At 60.7% G+C, this 22,628-nt stretch carries 19 protein-coding genes and 1 pseudogene; 7 read left to right on the forward strand and 13 right to left on the reverse strand.

Annotation, left to right across the window (positions count from 1 at the left end; translation table 11 throughout):
• Window positions 1-8: 8 nt before the first annotated feature.
• From GFM02_RS00385 to GFM02_RS00430, 10 genes and pseudogenes are all read right to left on the reverse strand, one after another.
• A complete protein-coding gene (locus tag GFM02_RS00385; RefSeq protein WP_020047105.1) occupies window positions 9-824 on the reverse strand; it encodes a carbohydrate ABC transporter permease in 816 nt (271 codons plus the stop codon).
• The gene (locus tag GFM02_RS00390; protein WP_011648808.1) at window positions 824-1,762 is read right to left on the reverse strand and encodes a carbohydrate ABC transporter permease; all 939 of its coding nucleotides are present in this window, start codon (window positions 1,760-1,762) and stop codon (window positions 824-826) included. Before GFM02_RS00390 ends, GFM02_RS00385 begins: the two co-directional genes overlap by 1 nt.
• A complete protein-coding gene (locus tag GFM02_RS00395; protein WP_168320421.1) occupies window positions 1,762-3,090 on the reverse strand; it encodes an ABC transporter substrate-binding protein in 1,329 nt (442 codons plus the stop codon). The genes GFM02_RS00390 and GFM02_RS00395 overlap by 1 nt, the downstream gene beginning before the upstream one ends.
• A gap of 55 nt (window positions 3,091-3,145) precedes the next feature.
• Complete coding sequence (locus tag GFM02_RS00400; protein ID WP_205930118.1) at window positions 3,146-3,823, reverse strand: GntR family transcriptional regulator; 678 nt, start codon at window positions 3,821-3,823, stop codon at window positions 3,146-3,148.
• Window positions 3,824-3,830: 7 nt separating this feature from the next.
• Window positions 3,831-4,715 (reverse strand): dihydrodipicolinate synthase family protein, encoded by an 885-nt coding sequence (locus GFM02_RS00405; RefSeq protein ID WP_168320422.1) that lies wholly within the window; start codon window positions 4,713-4,715, stop codon window positions 3,831-3,833.
• A 109-nt stretch (window positions 4,716-4,824) separates the two neighbouring features.
• Complete coding sequence (gene repC, locus GFM02_RS00410) at window positions 4,825-6,129, reverse strand: plasmid replication protein RepC (protein WP_168320423.1); 1,305 nt, start codon at window positions 6,127-6,129, stop codon at window positions 4,825-4,827.
• Window positions 6,130-6,283: 154 nt separating this feature from the next.
• Window positions 6,284-7,285, reverse strand: coding sequence for a plasmid partitioning protein RepB (gene repB / locus GFM02_RS00415; protein ID WP_168320424.1), 1,002 nt, complete (start codon window positions 7,283-7,285; stop codon window positions 6,284-6,286).
• A gap of 4 nt (window positions 7,286-7,289) precedes the next feature.
• Window positions 7,290-8,483 (reverse strand): plasmid partitioning protein RepA, encoded by a 1,194-nt coding sequence (gene repA, locus GFM02_RS00420; protein ID WP_017991335.1) that lies wholly within the window; start codon window positions 8,481-8,483, stop codon window positions 7,290-7,292.
• A 272-nt stretch (window positions 8,484-8,755) separates the two neighbouring features.
• Window positions 8,756-9,142 (reverse strand): annotated as a pseudogene (locus GFM02_RS00425) (hypothetical protein); the annotation flags it as partial.
• A gap of 503 nt (window positions 9,143-9,645) precedes the next feature.
• The gene (locus GFM02_RS00430) at window positions 9,646-10,398 is read right to left on the reverse strand and encodes an SDR family oxidoreductase (RefSeq protein WP_168320425.1); all 753 of its coding nucleotides are present in this window, start codon (window positions 10,396-10,398) and stop codon (window positions 9,646-9,648) included.
• A 352-nt stretch (window positions 10,399-10,750) separates the two neighbouring features.
• Here GFM02_RS00430 and GFM02_RS00435 point away from each other — a divergent pair, with 352 nt between their 5' ends.
• The 7 genes from GFM02_RS00435 (at window position 10,751) to GFM02_RS00465 (ending at window position 18,311) form a co-directional block, all read left to right on the forward strand.
• Window positions 10,751-14,386, forward strand: a complete 3,636-nt coding sequence (locus tag GFM02_RS00435) for a PAS domain-containing protein (protein WP_168320426.1) — start codon at window positions 10,751-10,753, stop codon at window positions 14,384-14,386.
• Complete coding sequence (locus GFM02_RS00440) at window positions 14,383-15,024, forward strand: response regulator transcription factor (RefSeq protein ID WP_168267334.1); 642 nt, start codon at window positions 14,383-14,385, stop codon at window positions 15,022-15,024. Before GFM02_RS00435 ends, GFM02_RS00440 begins: the two co-directional genes overlap by 4 nt.
• Before the next feature lie 2 nt (window positions 15,025-15,026).
• Entirely contained in the window at window positions 15,027-15,404 is a 378-nt protein-coding gene (locus GFM02_RS00445; RefSeq protein WP_168267667.1) for a response regulator transcription factor, read from the forward strand.
• Between the two features lies 1 nt (window position 15,405).
• Window positions 15,406-16,098, forward strand: a complete 693-nt coding sequence (locus tag GFM02_RS00450) for a response regulator transcription factor (protein WP_168267332.1) — start codon at window positions 15,406-15,408, stop codon at window positions 16,096-16,098.
• Between the two features lie 194 nt (window positions 16,099-16,292).
• On the forward strand, window positions 16,293-16,646 hold the full coding sequence (locus GFM02_RS00455) for an ArsR/SmtB family transcription factor (protein ID WP_168267329.1): 354 nt from the start codon (window positions 16,293-16,295) through the stop codon (window positions 16,644-16,646).
• 389 nt (window positions 16,647-17,035) lie between these two features.
• The gene (locus GFM02_RS00460; protein WP_168267326.1) at window positions 17,036-17,701 is read left to right on the forward strand and encodes a nitroreductase; all 666 of its coding nucleotides are present in this window, start codon (window positions 17,036-17,038) and stop codon (window positions 17,699-17,701) included.
• A gap of 37 nt (window positions 17,702-17,738) precedes the next feature.
• On the forward strand, window positions 17,739-18,311 hold the full coding sequence (locus tag GFM02_RS00465; protein ID WP_003562623.1) for an NADPH-dependent FMN reductase: 573 nt from the start codon (window positions 17,739-17,741) through the stop codon (window positions 18,309-18,311).
• 182 nt (window positions 18,312-18,493) lie between these two features.
• Here the strand turns inward: GFM02_RS00465 and GFM02_RS00470 are convergent, their stop codons facing one another.
• Genes GFM02_RS00470 through GFM02_RS00480 form a run of 3 tightly spaced genes read right to left on the reverse strand, consistent with a single transcriptional unit; the run spans window position 18,494 to window position 22,623 of the window.
• Entirely contained in the window at window positions 18,494-19,681 is a 1,188-nt protein-coding gene (locus GFM02_RS00470; protein ID WP_168267324.1) for a galactarate dehydratase, read from the reverse strand.
• Between the two features lie 12 nt (window positions 19,682-19,693).
• Window positions 19,694-20,905 (reverse strand): mandelate racemase/muconate lactonizing enzyme family protein, encoded by a 1,212-nt coding sequence (locus GFM02_RS00475; protein WP_168320427.1) that lies wholly within the window; start codon window positions 20,903-20,905, stop codon window positions 19,694-19,696.
• Window positions 20,902-22,623, reverse strand: a complete 1,722-nt coding sequence (locus tag GFM02_RS00480; protein ID WP_168320428.1) for an ABC transporter ATP-binding protein — start codon at window positions 22,621-22,623, stop codon at window positions 20,902-20,904. Before GFM02_RS00480 ends, GFM02_RS00475 begins: the two co-directional genes overlap by 4 nt.
• Between the last annotated feature and the right edge of the window lie 5 nt (window positions 22,624-22,628).

Below are 22,628 nucleotides of genomic sequence, written 5' to 3' on the forward strand. Positions count from 1 at the left end.
TCACCCGCTTACTTGACGGCTCCGGCCGTCAGACCCGCCACGATCTGCCGTTGCGCAAACACCGTCAATATCAGCACGGGCAAGGTGACGATCAATGCGGCTGCGGCGAGCGGACCCCAACTGACCTGTTCGAAAGACAGCATGTTATAGACCGCGACAGGAAGCGTGCGCGTCTCGCGGCTGGCGAGCACGATGCCGAAGACGAAGTTGTTCCACGAGAAGATGACTGACAGGATGAAGGCGACGACGATGCCCGGCCTGGCGATCGGCAAGGCGACCAGGCGGAAAACCTGCCAGGGTGTTGCGCCGTCGATGCTTGCAGCCTCCTCCAGCTCCATCGGCGTCGTCTCGAAATAGCCGATCATGATCCACACGACGATCGGCACGGTGACAACGAGATGGATGATGATCTGCGGCATGAGCGTGCCGAGCAGGTTCAGCCACTGGAATAGCAGGAAGAGCGGTATCAGGAAGGAAAGGCCGGGCGTCATGCGCGCGATCATGATGACCATCGCGGACTTCTCGGCCTTCAGGCGCGCAATGCCATATCCGGCGGGCACGCCGATCAGCAGCGCCAGAAGCGTGGCCGCGCCCGTCACCAGCACCGAATTCCAGAGATAGAGGAAGAAGTTGTTCTCTTCGAAGACCTTCAGATAATTCGACCAGGCTAAGCGCTCCGGGATGAAGACCGGCGGATAGGCGCCGTTGTCGATCTCATATTTCAGCGACAGCGAGATCATCCAGAGAAAGAACAGGACGACCGGCGAGATCATCACCAGGGCAACAAACAGCAGTCCGATGCGATCGAGCGTCTTGCGTTTCATCAGCGTGCCTCCCCGTCGGACCAGTTCACGCGCTGCCGGAGCATCATAAGGACGAAGGAGAGCAGCACGATGAGGATGAAGAAGACAACCGCCATGGCCGAGCCATAGCCGATATCGTAGTAAGCGAAAGCGGTGTTGTAGAGATAGATGTTGATCGTCTCCGACGCCGTGCCGGGACCGCCTTGGGTCATGGCATAGATGATGTCGAAACTTTTCACCGCATCGATGCTGCGGATGATCACCGCAATCATCAGAAACGGCGCGATCATCGGCAGCGTCAGATAGCGGAATTTCTGCCAGACATTGGCGCCGTCGATTTCAGCACTTTCATAGGGCTCGCGCGGAACCGCCGCCAGACCGCCGAGCACGATCAGCATGATAAGCGGCGTCCACTGCCAGGTCTCAACCAGTACCAGCGACGGGATGACGCTGCTCTGATTATAGATCCACTCCTGCGGGCCGATGCCGATGAAGGAGAGGAGATAGTTGAGGACGCCGAGCTGCGGATGGTACATCATCGTCCAGACGAGTGCGATGGCGACGGGCGTGGCCATCATCGGCATCACGAATATGCCGCGGATAAGACCGCGCAACGGAAATTGAGCATCAAAGATCAGCGCGGCGAGCGTCCCTAGAAAAAGGGGGACCACCACGGAAAGCGTCGTATAGAGCACCGTATGCCACAGCGAGTCCCAGAAGCGCATGTCCACAACCAGCCGGGCATAGTTGTCCAATCCCGCAAAGACCTGGGACTGGCCAAGCGTCCAGCTGTTGACGCTCATCCAAAGCGTAAACACCCATGGAAAAACGATGACGGCCGCAATGACGATCAGCGCCGGGATGACGAAAGGCCAGTAGTTGGGAGCAAACCGGTCCGGTTTGCTCCTCCCTTTCGACGTCTTGGCCACTGCGGCCGTTTCGATGCTTGTCGAGGCCATTATCCCTCGCTTTTCGCCAGGACGGGTTCGAACTGTGCCGTCGCTGCCTTCAGCTCGGTTTCGGGATCGGCGCCGCCGATCATGTTAGTGAGACCGACACCATAGACGTCGCGGAACTCGGTGACCGGAATGATGACCGGCAGCGCGAGTTGCGAGATCTTGCCGGAACCGACGACGGCATCAAGCCAGGCGCCCGGCATCTTGACGCCTTCGCGGACCTTCGCATCCTCGAGGACGGACTGGCGGAAAGGAACGCCGGCGCCGGCCTGCAGCAGACGTGCGCCCATTTCATGCGAAATCGCCCATTGGCAGAAGAGGTACCCGGCTTCTTTCTTCTGGCTTGCCGCGACAACGCCAAGACCGTCGCCAAAAGTGCCTGCGGCTTGTGCCTTCGGACCTTTCGGCATGATGCCGTAACCGACCTGGCCGACGACGCGCGACTTTTCCGGATTCTCGATCGGCGGTGCAAAACCGACGCCGTCCAGCCACATGCCGATCTTGCCCTGCAGGAAGGCCGACTGCGCCTCGGCCCAGTTGAAGCCGGAGACGCCGGGAGGGGCGGTCTTGGTCATCAGCTTTTGATAAAGCTTGGCTGCATCGATCGCTTCTTGCGAGGTGGTGCGCAGCTTGCCATCCGGACCGAGCGGGCTCGAACCATAACCGAGCAGCAGCGACGTCCAGACCGGCGTATTGGCGTTCTTCAGGCCGCGGGCGACGAAGCCGTAGGTGTTGCTCGAAGGATCGGTGAGCGCCTCCGCAGCACTGGCGAGTTCTTCGAACGTCGTCGGGTAGGCGAGCCCCTTCTTCTCGAACAGCGTCTTGTTCCAGTAGATGATCCAATAATCGACCGAGAATGGAAGCGAACGCAGAACGCCGTCCGGGTCTCTGGCGAAGGTCAGGCCGGCTTCGGCGAAGTCGCTTTCAACCAGAGACGGGTCGGTCAGAGAGGGGTCCTTGAGAAACCCGCCGATATCCGCAAGCCAGCCGCCCTTTTCGAACTGCCGCTTCTGGACGTGGTAGCTCATGTGCACGACATCGAAGCTCGGCTTGCCGGAGCTCAGCTCGATGGTCGTTTTCTGACGCTGCTGTTGTTCGGGCGTCGCTTCGGCATTGACCTTGATGCCGGTGAGCTCCTCGAATTCGGACAGGTACTTCAGAAGTATTTCGCTGCGCGGGCTCTTGACCAGGTTGACTTCAAGCGTCGTGCCGGCAAAGCGCTTCCAATCGACGGCAGCCGATGCCAACCGGACGCCGAGCATGCAGCTGGCGCCAAAAGCGGCCGTACCCGCCAGAAAGCCGCGTCTCGTCGGGTTCAAAAACGATGTCATGTGATTCCTCCTCCTTTTGCCGGCGATCTCCTCATCCCCGGCTGTTTATTTCCGATTATATCCTGAGCGCACGATCTCTTGCATGATTGATATGTGCGACAAGGCTGTTGACGGCGTCCTCCGCCGATCGCCGCTCGATCGCCTCGAGCACCTTCAGGTGCTCACCCATGACAGGTCCGACGTGACCATCGATGCGAAAACGGTCCTGACTGATCAGGCGCATCTTGATCGAGTTCACCCGGTAGGCATTCGAGATGATGGTATTTCCCAAAGCATCGATGAAGGCGTCGTGCATGCCCCAATCGACGGCTTGCGCGTGAACTTCCAATTCGTGCGATCCATCGCCGTTTCGAATGGCGTCGGCGATATCCCGATGCTGCTTCACCAGCCCGGCGATCGTCTCGTCAGATGCGGAGCGGGTGAAAAGCGCGACCGCTTCCTTCTCCAGGAAGACGCGCAGCTGGAACGCCTCGCGAATGAGGTTCAGGTCGATATGAGCGATCTGCAAACCCCGCTGGGGCACCGTCTTGATCAGCCCTTCGGCTTCGAGCCTCGGGATGAGTTCGCGGATAGCGCCAAGCGTCAGCCCTGTCAGCTCGACGAGGCGACGCTGCGAAACGAACTGGCCGGGGCGCACGTCACGCGCAAGAAGGTGGCGTGTGAAGCTCTCATACGCCTTTTCCCGCAGCGTCGGCTGCTCGTCCGTTCCGTCCATCGCCTCTCCCAGAAACATCTCCGCCCTATGCCGCCTTCGAGCGGAAAAGAGTGTCGAACGCAAGAGCGAGTTGCGCCTGCCCTTCGCCGGATATTGAAACGAGTGGTGGGCGAACCGCAAGCCAGATTTCATCCGACGTCAGGTGAGCGACCATCGCTTTCACGGCGGCGGTCACCGGAAATTTCAGCAGTTCGTCCACGAAATCCTCGATGCGGGAATCGTCTTTGCCCTCCTCCGCCATCAGCTTGACTTCGCGAGGCACGAAATTCGCCATGCCGGAGATCGCACCCTGGCCGCCAAGCCGCACGCCCTTCGCCAGGTGACGCTCGTCACCGACCAGGATGACGAGATCGCCATGCGCCTTCAGTAGCGTTTCGGTAAAAGGCCAGTCGCCGGAGGAATCCTTGACGCCCGTAACCACCTTGGGAAAGGCAGTCCGCAGTCGGCCGATCAGCGAAACAGTCAGCGGAACCATGGTGACCGAGGGAATGTTGTAGACGATAATGTCTCGCGCCTTGTCGCCCAGGATGGCGAAGACAGCCGAAAACCACTGGAAGACGCCGTCGTCACTCACGTTCTTGAAATAGGAAGGAGGAGCAAGAAGGATATTGCGGGCTCCCTCGGAAAGCGCATGCCCGGCCTGCATCGCCGCATCCTCGGCCGCGTCGACCAGCACACCGACGATGATCTGATTTGCGGCTATCCCACTATCGAGCAAGGAAGCGAGAACATTCTCACGTTCCCGCGTGCCGATGGAAGAGCCTTCACCCGTCGTCCCGAACAGGGTCACGCTCGAGCACCCCGCAGCGAGGCTTCGGCGTGCCTGCTCGACCATCGCCTCGATCGCGATATCGCCATTGCTGTCGAACGGTGTGGCGAGAGCGACCGAGAGCCCGAATTTTTGTGTCAAATATGCTTCCTCCCAAAGAATGGATCAGATGTAGCAAACTAACATGTTAGATGTAAAGAGGTGATTGCACTCTGCCTACGCGAATGTCGAGGCAGTCGCTTTCTCACGATCAACTAGCATGCCTCACTGTCGGCCCGTTCGTTCGCACGAGCGCCATCAGCATCGGGCCGATCGCAAATTCGCTCCTTTCGGTCCTTCGGGTCAGATCTCTGAGATAACCGCCGGGCGAGTTGATGTGCCCTCCCCTTTCCAGGATGCAAGCGATCACGGTTGCGGCGTTTTCCGGCCCCATGCCCGAGCAGGCTTCCTCATAGGCCGAGGGACTGACGCCGAGCATCGACCGCACGACGACGGCGGCCGACATCAGGTCTCGCCAATTGCCGATGCTTCCGCCAGGCCCGTAATCGAGAATACTGGGGCAGGCCTGGAGGACGAGGCCGAGCGGGAAGGATTTCAGGCTTGGTCCGGCGCCCGGATCGGCCGCGCCCCCCGCCCTGTTGCTCATCCCGCCGGAAGGCTTTTGCTGTTTCAATCTTCGTTCGTCCGACGGCCCGGCGTCCGGGTCGTTATCGGCCGCTGCCTTTTCGCCCTGCTTCGTTTCGAAGCTTGGTTCAAATTCACAAAGGGAGTTGGGATTTGAACTCTGTTTGTGATGCTCAATTTGAGACTCATTGGCGTCTATTTTTTTTGCTTTTATCCGTCTTTCCAGCATGTTGACGATCTCAGCACGCAGCAGCCCCATCTCGTCGAGCAGCGGTGCGAGGTCTTCGGCAGTCGCCACGCGTGGAATTCGAGCAAGAAGCGCTCGAAACATCGCCGAAATGCCTTCCCAATTACCGGAAACCCCTTCTTCGAGCGCCGCCGCGATTAGTTTGGAAATGTCGCGCCGGCACACCGTCAGGCGTTCCCTTGTCACCCGTAACAGCTCCCGGTCGGCAACCGCCTGGGCGGCCAGGCTTTCGATTTCGACAGCACGGGCCAGAAGCGGTGCGACGCTGAAGCCGAAGGCCTCGCCGATGGCACCTGCCCTGTCGCGGCGCGCATAACGCTTTCCATTCGGGCTGTCCTTGCGCAGGATCAGGCCGGCCTCGACCAGAACGGCAAGATGCCGCCTGAGGGTGGCTGGGGTCATGCCGCGAGCGCGCAACGAAAGCTGCGCATTCGACGGGAAGACGATCAGTCCCTTTTCCTCGGAGATTTCGTCGTCAGGGTAGAAGGTCAAAAGCGCGTCGAGCACCGTCAGCGCCCGATCGGTGACGCCAAGCGCCGGCCGTGCTTCGCAGATCGCCCTGAACAGCTTCCATTTGCTGCGTTTCATCCCCGGCTCGATGGTCTCGGCCAGTTGCTGGCTTGCCAGCATGCCAAGCGACATCGGCCGCCGCCCGAAGGGCGTCGTCACATATCCACTCTCCATTTGCCTTCACCTTCGTTCAGGCAAAAGAAAACCATCCACCAATTTGGTGCCTAAGACGCTTGACTGTGATTCGTGGAAATGCGATTCTCGATGTGCTTAAGATCTGAGAAGGGCTTCCACGACGGCGTCGTTGGGGGCCTTTTTCTTTTGCGCGCTACGCTCCTCTGTCCTTGTTGAACTCCTGGAATAGGCCCTTCAGCCTTTCCTGGACGAATTGATCGAAACCGGGCGCGGTCTTGCCGTCGAAGACGAAGGTCGCACCGGATGCTGTCTTCTTGATCATGACAGGCACGCCACTAACCTGGGTTTTGGCCACCGCCGGCTTCGGCGCGGCCGTCTTCTTCGTTGCCAGAACGAGTGCCCGCTGAAACCGCTCGTCGCTTGAAATTTTGCGCGCGTCGTCCGCGGACAACTCGGCGATGATCTTCTCGACGTCGGCTTTCTCAAGCCGCTCGCCCAGTTCCAACCATCGCCGGCGGCCGATATCAGGTGCTGCACCTATAGCGTTGACGAGCCCCAGCGGGACCTGTCGTATGACGATCAGCATTCTCGACAGCGCCGCCTTGTCCACACCGAGAGCCGCCATGATGACATCGCGGCCAAAGCTGCGTTCCTCGAGCCGCGATGCAAAGAGCGCGCGCTCGATGTAGGAGAGATTGGTTCGAGCGCTGTTTTCCTGTCCCTGGCTGACGACCAGTTGACCGTCGGTGAGATCGCGGACGACCGCACGCACCCGGATGCCGATTTCTCGGGTGGCAGCCAGGCGCCGATGGCCGTAGGCGACCTGATAGCGTCCCCTGGTTTCCGGATGCGGGCGGACAAGGATCGGAACCTGCTGCCCATGCTCGCGGATCTGCTCGACAAGTTGCGCGAGTTCGGCCGCATCGATCGCCAATCGATCACTGACGAAGGAGGCGTCGATCAGGCCGGGATCGAGTTCGACGATGGTTTGGCCGGTGGCAAGCTGCCGTTCCAGCTCACTCGCCCGCTCCATTTTCTCGGTAATGTTGCCGAGCGTCTTGGTAATGCCGCCGACCGGCGCGGCACTGCGCTCCTGCGGTACGAATCCGGCGATCGGACGATTGTCGCGCGGCGCGACCGTTTCCGCCCTTGCCGGGTTCGGAGCGGAAATTTCGATGAGGTTTTTGCGCGCCATCTATCTATTTCCTCCCCCAGGTCGAGCGAATATGCGCCTCGATCTCGCCATTTACGAGGTTGAGGGATTCCAGTGCCCGATCGTAGGTTCCGCGTGTGAACTGCGACCGCTCGACCTCGTAGAGTGTCTGCTTGGTGACGCCGGCGTCGGCGACCGCCGTCGACTTCACCATGGCGTTGTGGAGCATTCGATTGCCGAAGATCGCTCGCATGAAGCCGGTCATCTGGCTTTGCGGTCCGTCGTTCGGCTCGAACCGCGTCACCAGATAGCGCATCCAGTCATAGCTGGTACGCCCGCCGGCCTTTTCCACGACCGACATCAGCTCACTCGTCATCGTCAGAAACTGCGACATCGACATCACATCCAGCATCTGCGGGTGGACCGTGATCAAAACCGAGGTGGCCGCGCAGAGCGCCGACATCGTCAGGAAACCCAGCTGCGGCGGGCAGTCGATGACCACGACGTCGTAGAGGCTTTCGATCTCCGTCAGGACTTCGCCGATGCGGGCAAAGAACATCGTCTCGGCCGTACCCGACGCCATCGCCTTCGGCGTCTCGTGCTCGAATTCCATCAGCTCGAGATTGCCTGGAATGAGATGCAGATTGGGCGTGTAGGTGGCGCGCACGATGTCGGCGATGGGGCGCGGCTCCTCATATCGGATCGCACCATAGATCGTTTCGCCCTCTCCGACATCGAACTCCGGCTGATGGCCGAACAAGGCGGACAAGGAGGCCTGCGGATCGAGGTCGACGGCGAGCACGCGGTAGCCCCTGAGCGCCATGAACTGCGCCAGATGGGCCGCAGTGGTGGTCTTGCCCGAGCCGCCTTTGAAATTCATGACCGAGACGATCTGGAGCTTTTCGCCCGGCCGGCGGGCCGGTACATATTTCGGCGTTCCGTTTCGCTCGTCGAGGACCCGGCGAATCCGGTCCATATCGGTTGCACTGTAAAGCCGCCGTCCGTTTGCGAGCGGATCCGGCCCATGGCCGTCGGCGGCCACCTGGCGGAGATAACCTTCGCCGATGCCGATGAAGGCCGCAGCTTCCGCCGGCGAAAATGTTCTGATGGTCTTTTGCGAGAGCGGGGGAAAGATTTTCGCTTGATGCTGCTGAAGTTGATAGGATAACTCCTTCGCGTCTGTTGCCAGAAGCGATGGGAGGTGCTCTTGATCGTCTTGAAGAGCAAGACTCGGCTGCATGATCTTTTTCCCAGGTAACTGCGCAATTTTGAACGAAAGCGCTTCAGTTGCGCAGTTACTATATGCCTCGATTCGTTACCAATTTACAAATGCTTAACCAAACCGCCCGTTGCAGCCCATCGTGGCGGCTGGCGACATGAGCCAGATTTCAAGTGATCCGCGCATTGCCGATGATTCGAAGTGACTGATAACTACGGTGGTTTCCAGTCGCCCGGGAGGTCAATCACGTCGCCCTATAATCCCTATTTATCAATAGCTTGGGCGCGCCATCTCTATTTCCCATCGTCCTTCAGGTAGTTGTTGCCGTTGATCACCAGAAGCCCGTCGGAACCTTTGTCGGGTTCGAATATGCTCATGGTCTCCGTCTTGCCGCTCGCATCGGTCAGATCGCGGCGATAGCCGGAAAGCTTGTAGCGTCCGCTTGCGCCCGGCGGTTGCTCGACGTGGTGACGCCCGATTGCGATCCGCCCATTTCGCCAGCCTGTGCGTTCGAAAGTACCGTTTCGATGAAGCGTCAGCGTATGGCTGGACGCCACCGATCCCGATGATGTCGCGGTTATGCTGCTCGAGGCGAAGGTGGATACCCATTCGCCGTCGAGCGTCGCTCCCTCATCAAATGGCGGCACGGCGCGGTAGTCTGCGTCGGCAATCACCAGGTCTTATCCGGCAAATGAATGTTTGCCATCCCTTGTTTTGCAGTGCACAATATTTGCTGTTAACAGGGATGTGAGCCGGTGAGAATTTGCATCTACAAATCAGATGAAGCTCCTGAAGTGACGCTGTTCTTGCGAGAGGGCGTACCGGTGCCCGCACACCCGAAGAGCCAAAAGTGGCGGCACATAAAAGCGGTTGTTGGCGAAGAGGTAAGGGCCGACCTTCTGACCCAGATAGAGATCGGCAATGGATGTCTTTTTGTCAATCTTGGGGCATCCCCGAAGCACTGATCTAGGCGGCTGGGTTAAACGCTGCTCAACCGACACGGAATATGCTCGCTCATTATTGTACCCGCCGCCAATCTTTCAGGGGGCAAGCCTTGGACCCCCCGTTCATCTCGATTTAAAGATTACGGTGAAGCCTTTGAGGGTTCTAATCGCAGCCAGATGAACGTTCTGTGGCGAGCCAATTTTGTGTCTCCAACCGGCCGGAAGAAAAGCCGCACGGCCTACTCCCCCATCGATTGGTAGAGCCAGTCGGAAAGCGTCTGGCGCGCCACGCGCGCACCGGCGCCGGGAATCAGGGCGTCGTCGGTCAGTTCGACGCCGAAATACGACGTGGACCGATCGGTTATCACCTGGCGTTCGTCTTCGTTCGCGGCGAGATAGATCCGAGCGATTTCATCGATGCCGAACTGCTCCGGGCCGCCGATTTCGACGACATCGCCCGAGGGAGCGCTGGCTGCCAGTTCCGCCAGGAATGCGGCGACATCCCCGGCAGCGACCGGCCTCATCAAGGCCGATGGCAACCGAAAGACATTGCCTTCAGCCCCGATGTCGATCAATCCGTTTATGAACTCGTAAAATTGCGTGGAGCGGAGGATCGTATAGGGTCGACCTGAAGCGCGGATCAGATTTTCCTGCACCATTTTCGCGCGAAAATAGTCGCTCTCCACGAGGCGCGGCGTGCCAACGACGGAGAGTGCGAGATAGTGCCGGATGCCGGCTTGCCCCGCAGCTGCGAGCAAGTTCTTCGTCGACGCCTTGAAGAAATCGAACGCCGAACTGTCACCGAACGATGCGGCATTGGTCACGTCAACGACGATTTCGGTTCCCGCCATTGCCGCTTCGAGACCCTTGCCGGTCACCGTATCGACGCCCAGCGACAATGATGCGGCCGTGACGTCATGGCCCGAGCGGCGCAGCTTCTCGCTGAGCCGGGTTCCGATGAGACCGCTTGCGCCCACCACCATGATTTTCATGTCGGCATCCTCTGTTGCATCTCGTTTGCAATGCCTCGCGCGGATCGACAATGGCCGGAAAGCCGCGCGCCTTCCATCGTGCTTGAGGTCCGGCGCCTTAGACCTGCGGCATAGCGGAGGCAGCCCAAGGTCTAGTCTGTGCCATCGGAAGGAGGGAGGAGCCTTCGGATTGCGCGTTCGCCCCCGAAAATTCCGGCTATATTCCCGCGCAATGCATGGGTTTCCATGAGTTGCGGTTGTGGTGTCGCGGGATTACGGTTTGAAGATGAGCGCTCCCGCCCCGAAATCGAGAACGACCGCTTCAGGAAATGCCGACGATCCCCCGGTTCTCTCTGCCCGGCAGGGGCAGTTGATGCTGAGCATCTGGTCGCACCGTCCCCAGTTCCTGCATCTGGGGCTTTTCTTCCTGGCCTATGTGCTCGCCTGCGGCTTCGCGCAATCGCTGGCAATCGTGCCGGGAACGGGTATTTCCATCTGGCCTCCGGGCGGGCTTTTCGTGGCTACGCTCATCCTCGCCTCCAGGCGCAGCTGGCCATGGTGGATCCTGGCTGGCTGCCTGGCAGAAATGTTCAGCAATTTCCTATGGTTCTACAGCCCCGTGCCGGCGGCCTTCCTGATCTATGTCGGCAACGCTCTTGGAGCAATGGTCGCAGCATGGCTGGTGAACCAGGCCCTGAAGCATCCGGTTCGGATGGAGACCCTGCAGGAGGTTCTCACATTCGTCGTCCTGGCTGCCGGAATTGCACCGATCGTGAGCGCGACCGTGGGAAGTGCGACGCTCGCCTGGTTCGCGATCCAATCGCAATCCTTCGCGACGGCCTGGCCGCTGTGGTGGATCGGAGACGCAACCGGGGTTCTGATCGTAGCGCCGCTGGCGCTGGTGCTCTTTCACAGCTGGCGCGGCAAGACGCAGTTCTCGACCGCGCAATGGGTGGAAGCCTGCGTCCTGGGGCTCATCTTTCTCGGTGTCGCGGCTCTTTCGCTCAGCGGCTATCTTCCCTTCGCCTATATCATCATGCCGCCTCTTCTTTGGGCGGCGGTCCGTTTCGAGTTCAAGGGTGCAGCCGTATCGCTCGCCCTGCTCGCTCTAATCACGGCGGTATTTACGATAACCGGCGCCAGCCAATTTGTCGGCGACGCCGAGTCCCAGAAACACAAGCAGATCATGCTGCAGCTGTTTTTGGCCATTTCGGCATTTTCGGCGCTTATCGTTGCCGCCATATCCCGGCAGCACCAGTTGGCGGTGCTGACATTGCGCCAAAGCGTGGAGACGTTGCGCGACCGGGAGCGGGAACTCTCTCAGCTCGTGGACATGGTTCCAAGCCATGTCTGGCGTCTGACGCCCGACGGCGAGCCGACCTTCTTCAACAGGCGGATGGTCGATTTCCTGGGTCTCGACGTGGCGGACTCGGACAGGCCAGGCATCAGCCGGCTGGAGGCGGTCCTGCAGGCCATCGTTCATCCCGATGACGCAGCCGGGTTCAGGGACGCCCTTCGCCATTGCCTCGCGACCGGCGAGAGCTTCGTCATGCGGTATCGGCTGCGGCGCGCCGACGGTCTCTATCGCTGGATGTCGAGCCGCGCCGAGCCGATGCGCGATCAGGCCGGCAACATCGTCCAGTGGTACGGGCTTTGTCACGATATCGACGATCAGGTGCATGCCGAAGAGACCGTGCGCCGGAGCGAGCGGCAGCTTCAACAGATGATCGATGCCGTGCCGGTCCGCATATGGAGCGTGGAACCAACAGGCGGATCGATCTACTTCAACAAACGCTACCAGGATCATTTCCACGCCGTCATTGCCAATTTTGACGCGCAGGCCGAACCGCGCATCGATGAACTGCTGCAGCAGCTGGTCCATCCCGAGGATGCGTCCGAAGTGCAGCGCACGCTGCACACCTGTTTCGAAACCGGCGGCGGCACCACCATGCGGTTCCGCTGGCTTGAAAAGGACGGCGTCTATCGCTGGGCGGAATGCAGAGTGGAGCCTCGGCGTGACGACCACGGAACGGTCGTGCAATGGTACGGCGTCTCCCTCGACATCGACGAGGAGGTGCGCGCGCTGCAGGCGTTGCGCGACCGAGAGCGCGAGCTCTCGCAGCTCGTGGACATGGTCCCGGTGCAGATCAGGCGCCTGACGCCGGAAGGCGAGCCGGTCTTCTTCAACAAGCGCCTGATCGACTTTTTCGGCCTCGATGTTGGCGATATGGACAAGCCAGGCATGAGCCGCCTCTCGTCGGTCATTCACACCCTCGTCCATCCCGATGACGCATCACGATTGCTGGAGACGGTTCATCATTCCCTCGCCAGCGGCGAGCCCTTCTCGATAAAATATCGCATGCGCCGTTTCGACGGAGCCTATCGCTGGGTCGATGGCCGAGCCGAGCCGCTGCGCGATCAAAGCGGCGCGATCATGCAATGGTATGTCATATCCGTCGACATCGACGATGAGATGCGCGCGCAGGAAGCACTGCGCGACCGAGAGCGAGAGCTTTCGCAACTCGTGGACATGGTTCCGAGCCTGCTCTGGCGGCTCAATCCGGAAGGCGCTCCGACCTTCTTCAACCAACGCCTGATCGATTTTCTCGGTCTCGATATCGCCGATATGGAAAAGCCGGGCGTCAGCCGCCTGGCAGCGCTCATCGAGGCCGCCGTCCATCCCGACGATGCCGCCGGCCTGGAGCAAGCGCTCAACCATTCTCTCGCCACCGGGGAGCGCTTCTCCAGCCAATATCGCCTGCGGCGCGCCGACGGTGTCTATCGCTGGGTGAAAGGCAGCGCGGAGCCGCTGCGGGATGATAATGGACGGATCGTTCAGTGGTACGGCCTCTCGCATGACATCGACGATCAACTGCGCGTCGAGGAAGCACTGCGGGAGAGAGAACGATCGCTCTGGCAGCTCGTTGAAACGCTGCCGGCGATGATCGATTGCGCAGCACCTGATGGAGAGCCGATCTATCGCAGCCAGCAACTGCGCGACTTCCTCGGTTATAATCTCGAAGAGCTGGATGGAACAGGCAAAACCCGGCTGGACGGCACACTCGATGCCGGTGTTCATCCCGACGATTTGGCCGGGGTCAAGGAAAACTATGCCCATTCATTGTCCACTGGCGAGCCCTATGCGCGCAGGCACCGTCTGCGGCGCCATGATGGTGAATATCGCTGGGTCGAGACGCGCGCGGCACCGATGCGCAATGCCGAAGGCGTCATCGTCCAGTGGAATGTCATCTGGCTTGATATCGACGGTGAGGTTCACGCGGAGGAAGATCTGCGTCGGGCGCGAGAGGGTCTTGCGCGGGCGAGCCAAGTGGCGAGCCTGGCCGAGCTTTCAGCCTCCATCGCGCACGAGGTGAACCAGCCGCTCGCGGCCGTCGTGGCCAACTCACACGCCTGCCAGCGCTGGCTCATGGCCGAGCCGCCGAATATGGAGCGGGCACAGAGGACGGTCGAGCGCATCATCCGGGATGCCAACTCGGCGGCGGATGTCGTCAGCCGCATTCGCGCTCTGTTCAAGCAATCCGTAGACAGGAGGACCCCATCGACGCTCTCCGGTATCGTCAACGAAGCGCGCAACCTCATGGCCGACGAGGCCTGGCGTCGTCACGTTCAGATGGAAGTGGAGGTCGACGCCACCCTTCCGCTCATCGCAATCGACCGCGTCCAGATCCAGCAGGTTCTCATCAATCTCATCCGCAACGGCATCGAGGCAATGGACGCCACGACAGGCGACAGGGTCATCGAAATCCGCGTGCGCCAGATCGGGAATATCCTCCAGACCGAGATCAGCGATCGCGGCCAGGGCATCGACTTTCCCGAAAAGATGTTCGAGCCGTTCTTCACGACGAAGGAAAACGGCATGGGCATGGGGCTCGCCATCTGCCGCTCGATCGTCGAACTGCACGGCGGACGATTGTGGGCCGAGAAGAACAATCCGTGCGGAGCGACGTTGATCTTCACATTGCCTATTGAAACGAAGGCGGCGCCATGACGGCCGACGACCATATCGTCTTCATCGTCGACGACGATGAACGTATCCGGGAAGCGCTCGTCGAGCTGCTGGACTCGCACGGCATGCACGCCGTCGCCTTCGAATCGGCCTGCGACTACGTGAGAGCGGACAAGCCGCACGTGCCCGCCTGCCTCGTGCTGGATATCGAGCTGCCTGACATCAACGGTCTCGATCTGCAGAGACAGATCGCCGACAGGGATCATCCGCCGATCGTCTTCATTACCGGACACGGCGACATTCCCTCCTCGGTGCGTGCGATCAAGCATGGCGCGGTGGACTTCCTGACCAAGCCGTTCAGCGATGCGGATCTGATGGCGGCAATCCACGCAGCGATTGCTCAGGATCGGGAAAAGAGAGCCGGGCGCGCCGAGATCGACATGCTCAGACAACACTATCTCGACCTGACGCCGCGCGAGCGCGAGGTGCTGCCGCTCGTCGTCAGCGGCCTTCTCAACAAGCAGGCCGCAGCCGAACTGGGGATCAGCGAAGTCACGCTGCAGATCCACAGAAGAAACGTGATGCAGAAAATGGCCGCGGCATCACTCGCCGATCTGGTGCGGATCGCGGAGAGATTGGAAATACCGATAACCCATTCGCGCAGAGTGGGAGGGAATTGAACATGAACAAGACAAGACATGTCGTGGCAATTGTCGATGACGATCCAAGGTTGCTTGAATCGATGGGCGACCTTCTGGAATCGGCGGGCTATGTGGCCCGCAGCTTCTCATCGGCGGGCTCGCTGCTCGTCAACGGGCTGTCGGACCTCGACCTGCTCATCACCGATATCGGAATGCCTGGCATCGACGGCTTCGAACTTCGTGACCTCGTGAGGAAGTCGCGTCCGGAGCTGCCGGTATTCATGATCACGGGCCGCCACGAAATAGCGGATCAGGGACGCGCTCAAGGCGCGAGCGGATTTTTCCGCAAGCCCTTCGATGCCCAGGCCCTGCTGACGGCCATTGCCAACGCTTTGCATAAATCGACAGATGGAGGGTGACATGAGAGTTGACCAGCCGTTGCCGCGGAGATCGGCGCCGTTATCATTGCAGTACAGTTATGAAGAGAACCAGCCGCTTGTCATTATCGTCGATGACGACGCGTCGGTTCGCGAAGCGCTGTCGGAGCTGATCCTGTCGGCGGGTTTCCAGTCGACCAGTTTTGCTTCGACCCGAGAATTGCTTGACGCCGATATTTTGGATAGCCCCGGCTGCCTGATCCTCGACGTGCGCATGCCGGGGGCAAGCGGCCTTCACCTGCAGAGCCATCTGGCCGAAAACGGCATTTCCAAGCCGATCATCTTCCTGACCGGGCATGGCGACATCCCGATGACCGTCCAGGCGATGAAGGCCGGCGCCGTGGATTTTCTCACCAAACCGGTGCGAGACCAGACGTTGCTCGACGCCGTGACTGCCGGCATTGCGATGGATGCCGAGCGACGAGCCGAAGCGGCGATCACCAAGCGCAATATCAAACGCCTGGAGACACTGACGCAGCGCGAGCGCGAGGTCCTGCATGAAGTGGCGCGCGGCCGCCTCAACAAGCAGATCGCCTTCGACCTCGGCATCAGCGAAGTGACGGTCAAGCTGCATCGCAGCAATGTCATGCACAAGATGGAGGCGGCCTCCATCGGCGAACTGATCCGGGCCTGGGAAACACTGCCCGCGCAAATGCGCCAGGTCGGCCCGCGCTAGTAGGCGAAGGATGCCGGCCTCGAAGATGCTCTGCCGCCGCTGTCCATTTGATGCGCGCCGTATCCGATTCGCGCCGGAAAAGACGATACGGCGCCGATAATGGGTTTCGGCCCCGCACCTATGCGTTATCTCTAAATTAAAGCTCGGGGATATGACCTGGTGCCCGGCTTTGGTTCCCCAAAGGAGATCTCGCCTTGAACAATCAATCGTCAGCTGCGCCTTCCCCTGAAACCAACGCCTTCGACAACGAAGCAAATTTCCTGTCGGCCATGGGGAATGCCAAACGGCTTCACATTCTGCATCTTTTGGCCGAAGGAGAAATGTCCGTGTCCGTCCTGGCTGACGAGGTGGGATTGAGCCAATCTTCGACTTCCCAGCATTTGGCAATTCTTCGAGAACAGGACCTCGTGCGGACGCGAAGGGCTGCCCAGACGATCTTCTATTCACTTCAATCCGCGGCGGCCACGGCGATGCTCGATACGCTCGCCGACATCTTCGGATGGCACCCTCGCTCCCCAGTGGAACGCGTCCGAGCCGTAGGTACCTGACGAAATGACGAAGCGTTGCTCTTGCGGCTCATGATTGGAGCATGATCTTGTAGGCAACTCGGGATCGGCGCCGCGGCGACGAAGAGCAGCGTAATGGCGAAGACGGCGAAAGATATGACCCGGCTTGAGCGCAAGCGCCAAGCCGAGGCCGTTCAATGGGCGTAGTTCTAAGCCCTGGATGCAATGGCGCGGGGGTCCGGCGATGCTTCGCCTACATGCCCCTCGAATGCCTCGATCCCTGATGTACGTTTGATGTACGCCTCCTAGACGACGGTGTGATTACGCCTCCATTGCGAATGGAGATAATGAACCACATCAGGAACGGGAACTGTCAGGAGGAGACGCCATGAGGATGGACGTACCGAACGACCGGCGGCATGGAGGCGATCATGGACGTATATGAGGCAGTCACAAGCCGACGGGCGGTGCGCGGATTCAAAGGCGAGCCTGTGAAGAGGAAGGTGCTTGAGCGAGTGCTGTCCGCCGCAGCTTGGTCGCCGTCAGGATCGAACATCCAGCCGTGGAACACCTATGTGATGACCGGCGCACCGCTGGCTGAGCTCAAGACGTCCGCCGTCGAGCGCGTGGCCCATGGCGACGCCTGGGACAAGCGGCAGTACGAGATGTACCCGGCCGTGCTGAAGTCCCCCTACGGGGAGCGCCGATCCGCCTTCGGCAAGGAGCGCTACAGCGCGCTCGGCATTGCGCGCGAGGACTGGGAGGCGCGCCAGCGGGCAGCGATCGCCAACTGGAACTGTTTCGGCGCGCCCGCCGCCCTGTTCTGCTACATCGACCGCGACCTGGGCCTGGCCCAATGGGCCGACGTCGGCATGTATCTGCAGACCGTCATGCTGCTGCTCCGTGCCGAAGGTCTGCACAGTTGCCCGCAGATGGCTTGGTCGCAGGTTCGCGAGACGGTCGCAGAAGTCCTGTCACCCCCGGACGAGCTCATCCTCTTCTGCGGCATGTCGATCGGCTACGAGGATCCCACGGTCAGTTACGCCCGCACAGGCCGCGCGCCGCTCGACGAGACGGTCACGTTCGTCGGCGATTAGTGACTTGCGATCATCATGCGAGATATTGGAGAACGCCATGACCACGCATAAAGTAGGCTATCTCATCGGCAGCCTCGCCAAGGGCTCGATCAACCGCAAGCTTGCGAAAGCGTTGGTGCGGTTCGCCCCGCCGGAACTTGAAATGTCGGAGATATCCTTCAAGGACCTGCCGCTCTACAGCTACGACTATGACGCCGACTACCCCCCGGCTGGCAAGGCATTCAAGGCAGCAATAGCGGCCGTCGACGCCGTGCTGTTCGTCACGCCCGAATACAATCGATCCATACCCGGCGGGCTGAAAAATGCCATCGACTGGGCGAGCCGCCCCTACGGCACCAACTCGTTCACACGCAAGCCGTCAGCGGTGATCGGCACATCGCCGGGCGCGATAGGCACAGCAGTCGCCCAGCAGAATTTGCGCAGTGTGCTCAGTTTCTGCAACTCTCCCCAGATGAATGCCCCGGAAGCTTACATTCAGTTCACACCGGGGCTGATCACCGATGACGGCGAGGTCACGAACGACAAAACCGCCGATTTCCTTCGCACCTTCATGCAGGACTTCCATGTCTTCATCGCAAGGGTTCGCTCAGTGCTGCCGAAAGATGCCTAGAACCGGATGATTTTAGGCCGGACGGCCCAAAAATCTGAATCCTGTTCTAAATTAAATAGTTAGAGCATGATGTCACCCGAAAACCGCTCACACTTTTCGGCATCATGCTCTAGAAGCGTCGCCCTGCGGGAGCTGGCCGCGCCATCCGGGCGGCCAGCTCCTGTTTTAAGCGGGCGATGCCCTCAGGCGAAGGCGTAGGAGCCGTCGGGCCGCTTCGGCACGCGTCGCTGCCAATGGATGTAACCTTCCTCTTCCATCGCCTTCTCGTCCATTTCGACGCCCCAGCCCGGCCGGTCGGGACGCAGCTCCAGATAGCCGTCCTTCGGTAGATAGGGATCGACGACGTAACGGGTTTCCCCCTCCCGCTTCTCGATATCGAGGCCGCCATAGACATAGGCCTGTCCCTTTGGCAGCCGGTATTCGAGGATGCGAAAATTCTGTGCCGCCGCCGAAAAATGAACGTTGACCGCCGTCGCAAGCGGGCCCATCGGGTTGTGCGGCGCCACGCCGACGAAGAAGGCTTCGGCGAGAGTGGCGATGCGGCGCATCTCGCTGATGCCGCCGACGACGCAGATGTCAGGCTGGATGAGATCGGCGCCCTTGACCTGCAGCAGCCGCAGGAACTCGTTTCTGTTGTAGAGCGACTCGCCGGTCGCAAGCGTGCAGTTGAGGCCCTGTTTCAGGTCGCCCCAGGCCTCGATATTTTCCGGACGCAGCGGCTCCTCAAAAAACAGCGGATCATAAGGCGCCAGCGCATTGCCGAGCTGACGAGCCGCGATTGGCTCGAAAATCTTCGCATGGGCATCGAAGGCAATTTCGTATTCGTCATTGACCGTTTCGCGAAGCGAGCGGAAATAATCCGCCGAGGCTTTGACGACATTGCCCCAGCGGTTAGAGTGCATGTCGATCCGCCAGGGGCTGAGCTTGAAGGCGGTGAAACCCCACCCCTCCTTGAGACGATCGAACTCGTCGCGGGCCGCCGGCGCATCCGGTGCGGTGTAGACACCGGCATAGACCTTGATGCGGTCGCGCACTTCGCCACCCAGCAGCTTGTAGACCGGGACATTCGCCGCCTTGGCGGCAAGGTCCCACAGGCAGTGATCGAGCGCGGAGATCGCGGCAAGACCAAGCGCTCCCGGCGGAAACCGGCTTTGCTGGATCAGCAGATTGACGAGATAGTCGACGCGTGTCGGATCCCGGCCGGAGAGAAATTCGTACAGATAATCCAAGAGGGGCGGCAGCGCCTTATCGGGGCCGTGATTGTAGCATTCGCCCCAGCCCGTCAGCCCGTCATCGGTGTCGAGCGCGACGATCACGCGGGGACGGTCCTTGTCGCGGGTCATGAAAACCCGCATGCGGTCGATCTTCATCTTTCTGTCCTTCTAGCGATTGAAATAGGTGCGGCGCGACTGGCGCGTCTGCACGTAGACATGCTCATTGTCGGTTCCGGGATTGTAGGCGCCGGCGCTTTGCGGCACCGAGACATTGCCGTTGCTGGGGAAGCGCGCCACGAAGGCCTCGTCGATATCGCAGCCAAGTCCCGGGCCATCAGGAACGGCGATCAAGCCGTCGACCTGTTGCGGATGCGGCATGATCGTCTGGCGGCGGCCGTCCCAGTCATCGTCGAGGCGCTCGAGGATGAGGGCGTTGGGGATCGCCGCAAGCAGATGCAAAGCTGCATATTCCGCCACCGGCCCGAGCGAACCCGAATGCGGCGCCACCTGGATATGATGGGCTTCGGCCATGGCGGCGATCTTCTTCATCTGGGTGATGCCGCCGGCCCGGCCGGTGTCCGGCTGGATCACGTCGACCAGTTCCTTCTCGATGAGCTCACGCTCGCCGAAAATGGTCGCCGAGCGTTCGCCGGCGGCAAGCGGCACATGTGCTGCGTCGCGGATGCGCCGGTAGCCGTCGATATTCTCCGGCGCGATCGGATCTTCCACCCACATCAATTCATAGGGTTCGAGCGCCCGCACCAGCCGGCAGGCATCCGCAGGCGTCAGCCACGGCGGCCCATGCAGATCGATGGCGATGTCCATATCGTCGCCGACGGCGTCGCGCAGCGCAGCAACCTTGCGGACCGGATCGGCGACGCCGCCGCATTTGATCGCCTTTATGCCGCGCGCTTTTATGGCAAGCGCGCGCTCGGGCGTATTCGCATGCGAATAGATCGGGATCCGGTCGCGCACCTTGCCGCCGAGCAGCATCCAGACAGGCACGCCGAGCGCCTTGCCCTTGATGTCCCATAGCGCCATGTCGATGCCGGTCATCGCACCGCCTCCGACCGTCCCGAGCATGCCATGGCCCATCATGGCGATATGCATCTTCTGCCATAGCCGTTCGGTATGGGCCGGATCTTCGCCGATGAGAAGTGGGGCGATATCATGGATCGCCGTCTCGACGACGCGCGGCCAGCCTGAGCATTCACCGATGCCGGTGATGCCCTCGTCGGTATCGACCTTCAGAAAGAGCCAGTTTCTGGTGCCGCCGAACTGTTTCGAGGCGCCGCCACCGGAATGCTGGTCGGAAGCCCAGTTCGCGGGATCGGGCTGACCGACATGCATGAGAAAAGTGCGGATCCCGGTGATTTTCATCGCTGAAAACTCCCATTCTTCAAAATATCCGGCGCGACATAGCGGAAGCGCCGCGATTGATCGCGATCACGCGGATCGGGGCGCGGGATCGCTGATATGAGCGCCTGCGTATAGGCGTGCTCGGGTGTGCGGCAGACCTTCTCCGCATCGCCGATTTCGACGAGCTGGCCTTTGTACATGACGCCGACACGGTCACACATGTAGCGGATAACGCCGATGTCATGGCTGATGAAGATATAGGCGAGGCCGAGTTCGTCCTGCAGGCGCATCAACAGATCGAGCACCTGCGAGCGCACGGAAACGTCGAGCGCCGAGGTCGCCTCATCGGCAACGATGACGCGCGGATTGAGGGTGATGGCGCGGGCAATGCCGATGCGCTGGCGCTGACCGCCGGAGAATGCGTGCGGATAGCGTTCGCGTGCCCTCGGATCGAGGCCAACCTGCTCCATCAGGTGGCAGACCCGCTCTTCCAGCGCCCGCCCCTTTGCGACGCCATTGACGAGCAGCGGCTCGCCGATGATCTGGGAGACGGTCATGCGCGGGTTGAGGGAGCCGAAAGGATCCTGAAACACCATTCGCAATTCCCGCCGTGCGGCGGCGAGCGTCTGACCTTTTGCCGTTGCCAGGTCGATGATGTCGCCGTCGGCGCGGCGATAGAGGATTTCGCCTGCAGTCGGATCGATCAGCCGCATGATCGAGCGACCCATCGTCGTCTTGCCGGATCCGCTCTCGCCGACGATACCGAGCGTCTCGCCCGGTAGAAGCGAAATGGAAACATCGTCCAGCGCTTTCACCTCGCCGAAATCCATCGATACATTGCGCAGTTCGAGGATCGGCGCCGCCGTCGTGTCGAGCGGCGCGCGCGCCAGCCGGATTTCGGCTTTCGCTTCCAGCTTCAGCACCGAGCCGATCAGCATGCGTGTGTAGTCGTCTTTCGGCGCATGAAAGATCTGCTCGACCGGCGCATATTCCTTGGCGACGCCGTTGTGCATGACCAGCACATCGTCGGCGATCTGCGCCACGACGCCCATGTCATGCGTGATGAACAGAACGGCCATGCCCTTGGCCTTCTGCAGCCGGGCGATCAGGTCGAGAATTTCGGCCTGCGTCGTCACGTCGAGGGCCGTGGTCGGCTCGTCTGCGATCAGCAGCTGCGGTTTGCAGGCGAGCGCCATGGCAATCATCGCGCGCTGGCGCATCCCGCCGGAATATTGAAAGGCATATCGGTCCAGCGCTTTTTCCGGCGAGGGAATTTCGACCTGGCTGAGCAGCGATATGGCTTCCGCGCGCGCCTCTGCCTTGCTCATCCGGGTGTGAAGGCGAAGCGCCTCGACGATCTGGTTGCCGACCGTGTGGATCGGCGACAGCGACGACATCGGCTCCTGGAAGATCATGGCGATGTCGCGGCCGCGGATCGCTCGGATCTGACGCCCGCGCGGATTGAGGCTGGTCAGATCGATCGACCCGCCGTTCTGATCGTTCAGTATGATCGACCCGCCGGATATGCGGCCGGGCGCATCGACGATCTGCAGGATCGAACGCGCCGTCACTGACTTGCCGGATCCGCTTTCGCCGACGACACAAAGCGTCTTGCCCGGCTCGATCGAGAAAGACAGATCGCTGACCGCGCGAAAGACGCCGGTGCGCAGGGGGAACTCGACCGTCAGATTTTTCACCTGCAGCAGCGGCCTGCCGGCAATGGGAACAATATCGGTCATGCCGG

Source organism: Rhizobium leguminosarum bv. viciae (assembly GCF_012276115.1).
GTDB lineage: Bacteria > Pseudomonadota > Alphaproteobacteria > Rhizobiales > Rhizobiaceae > Rhizobium > Rhizobium leguminosarum_T.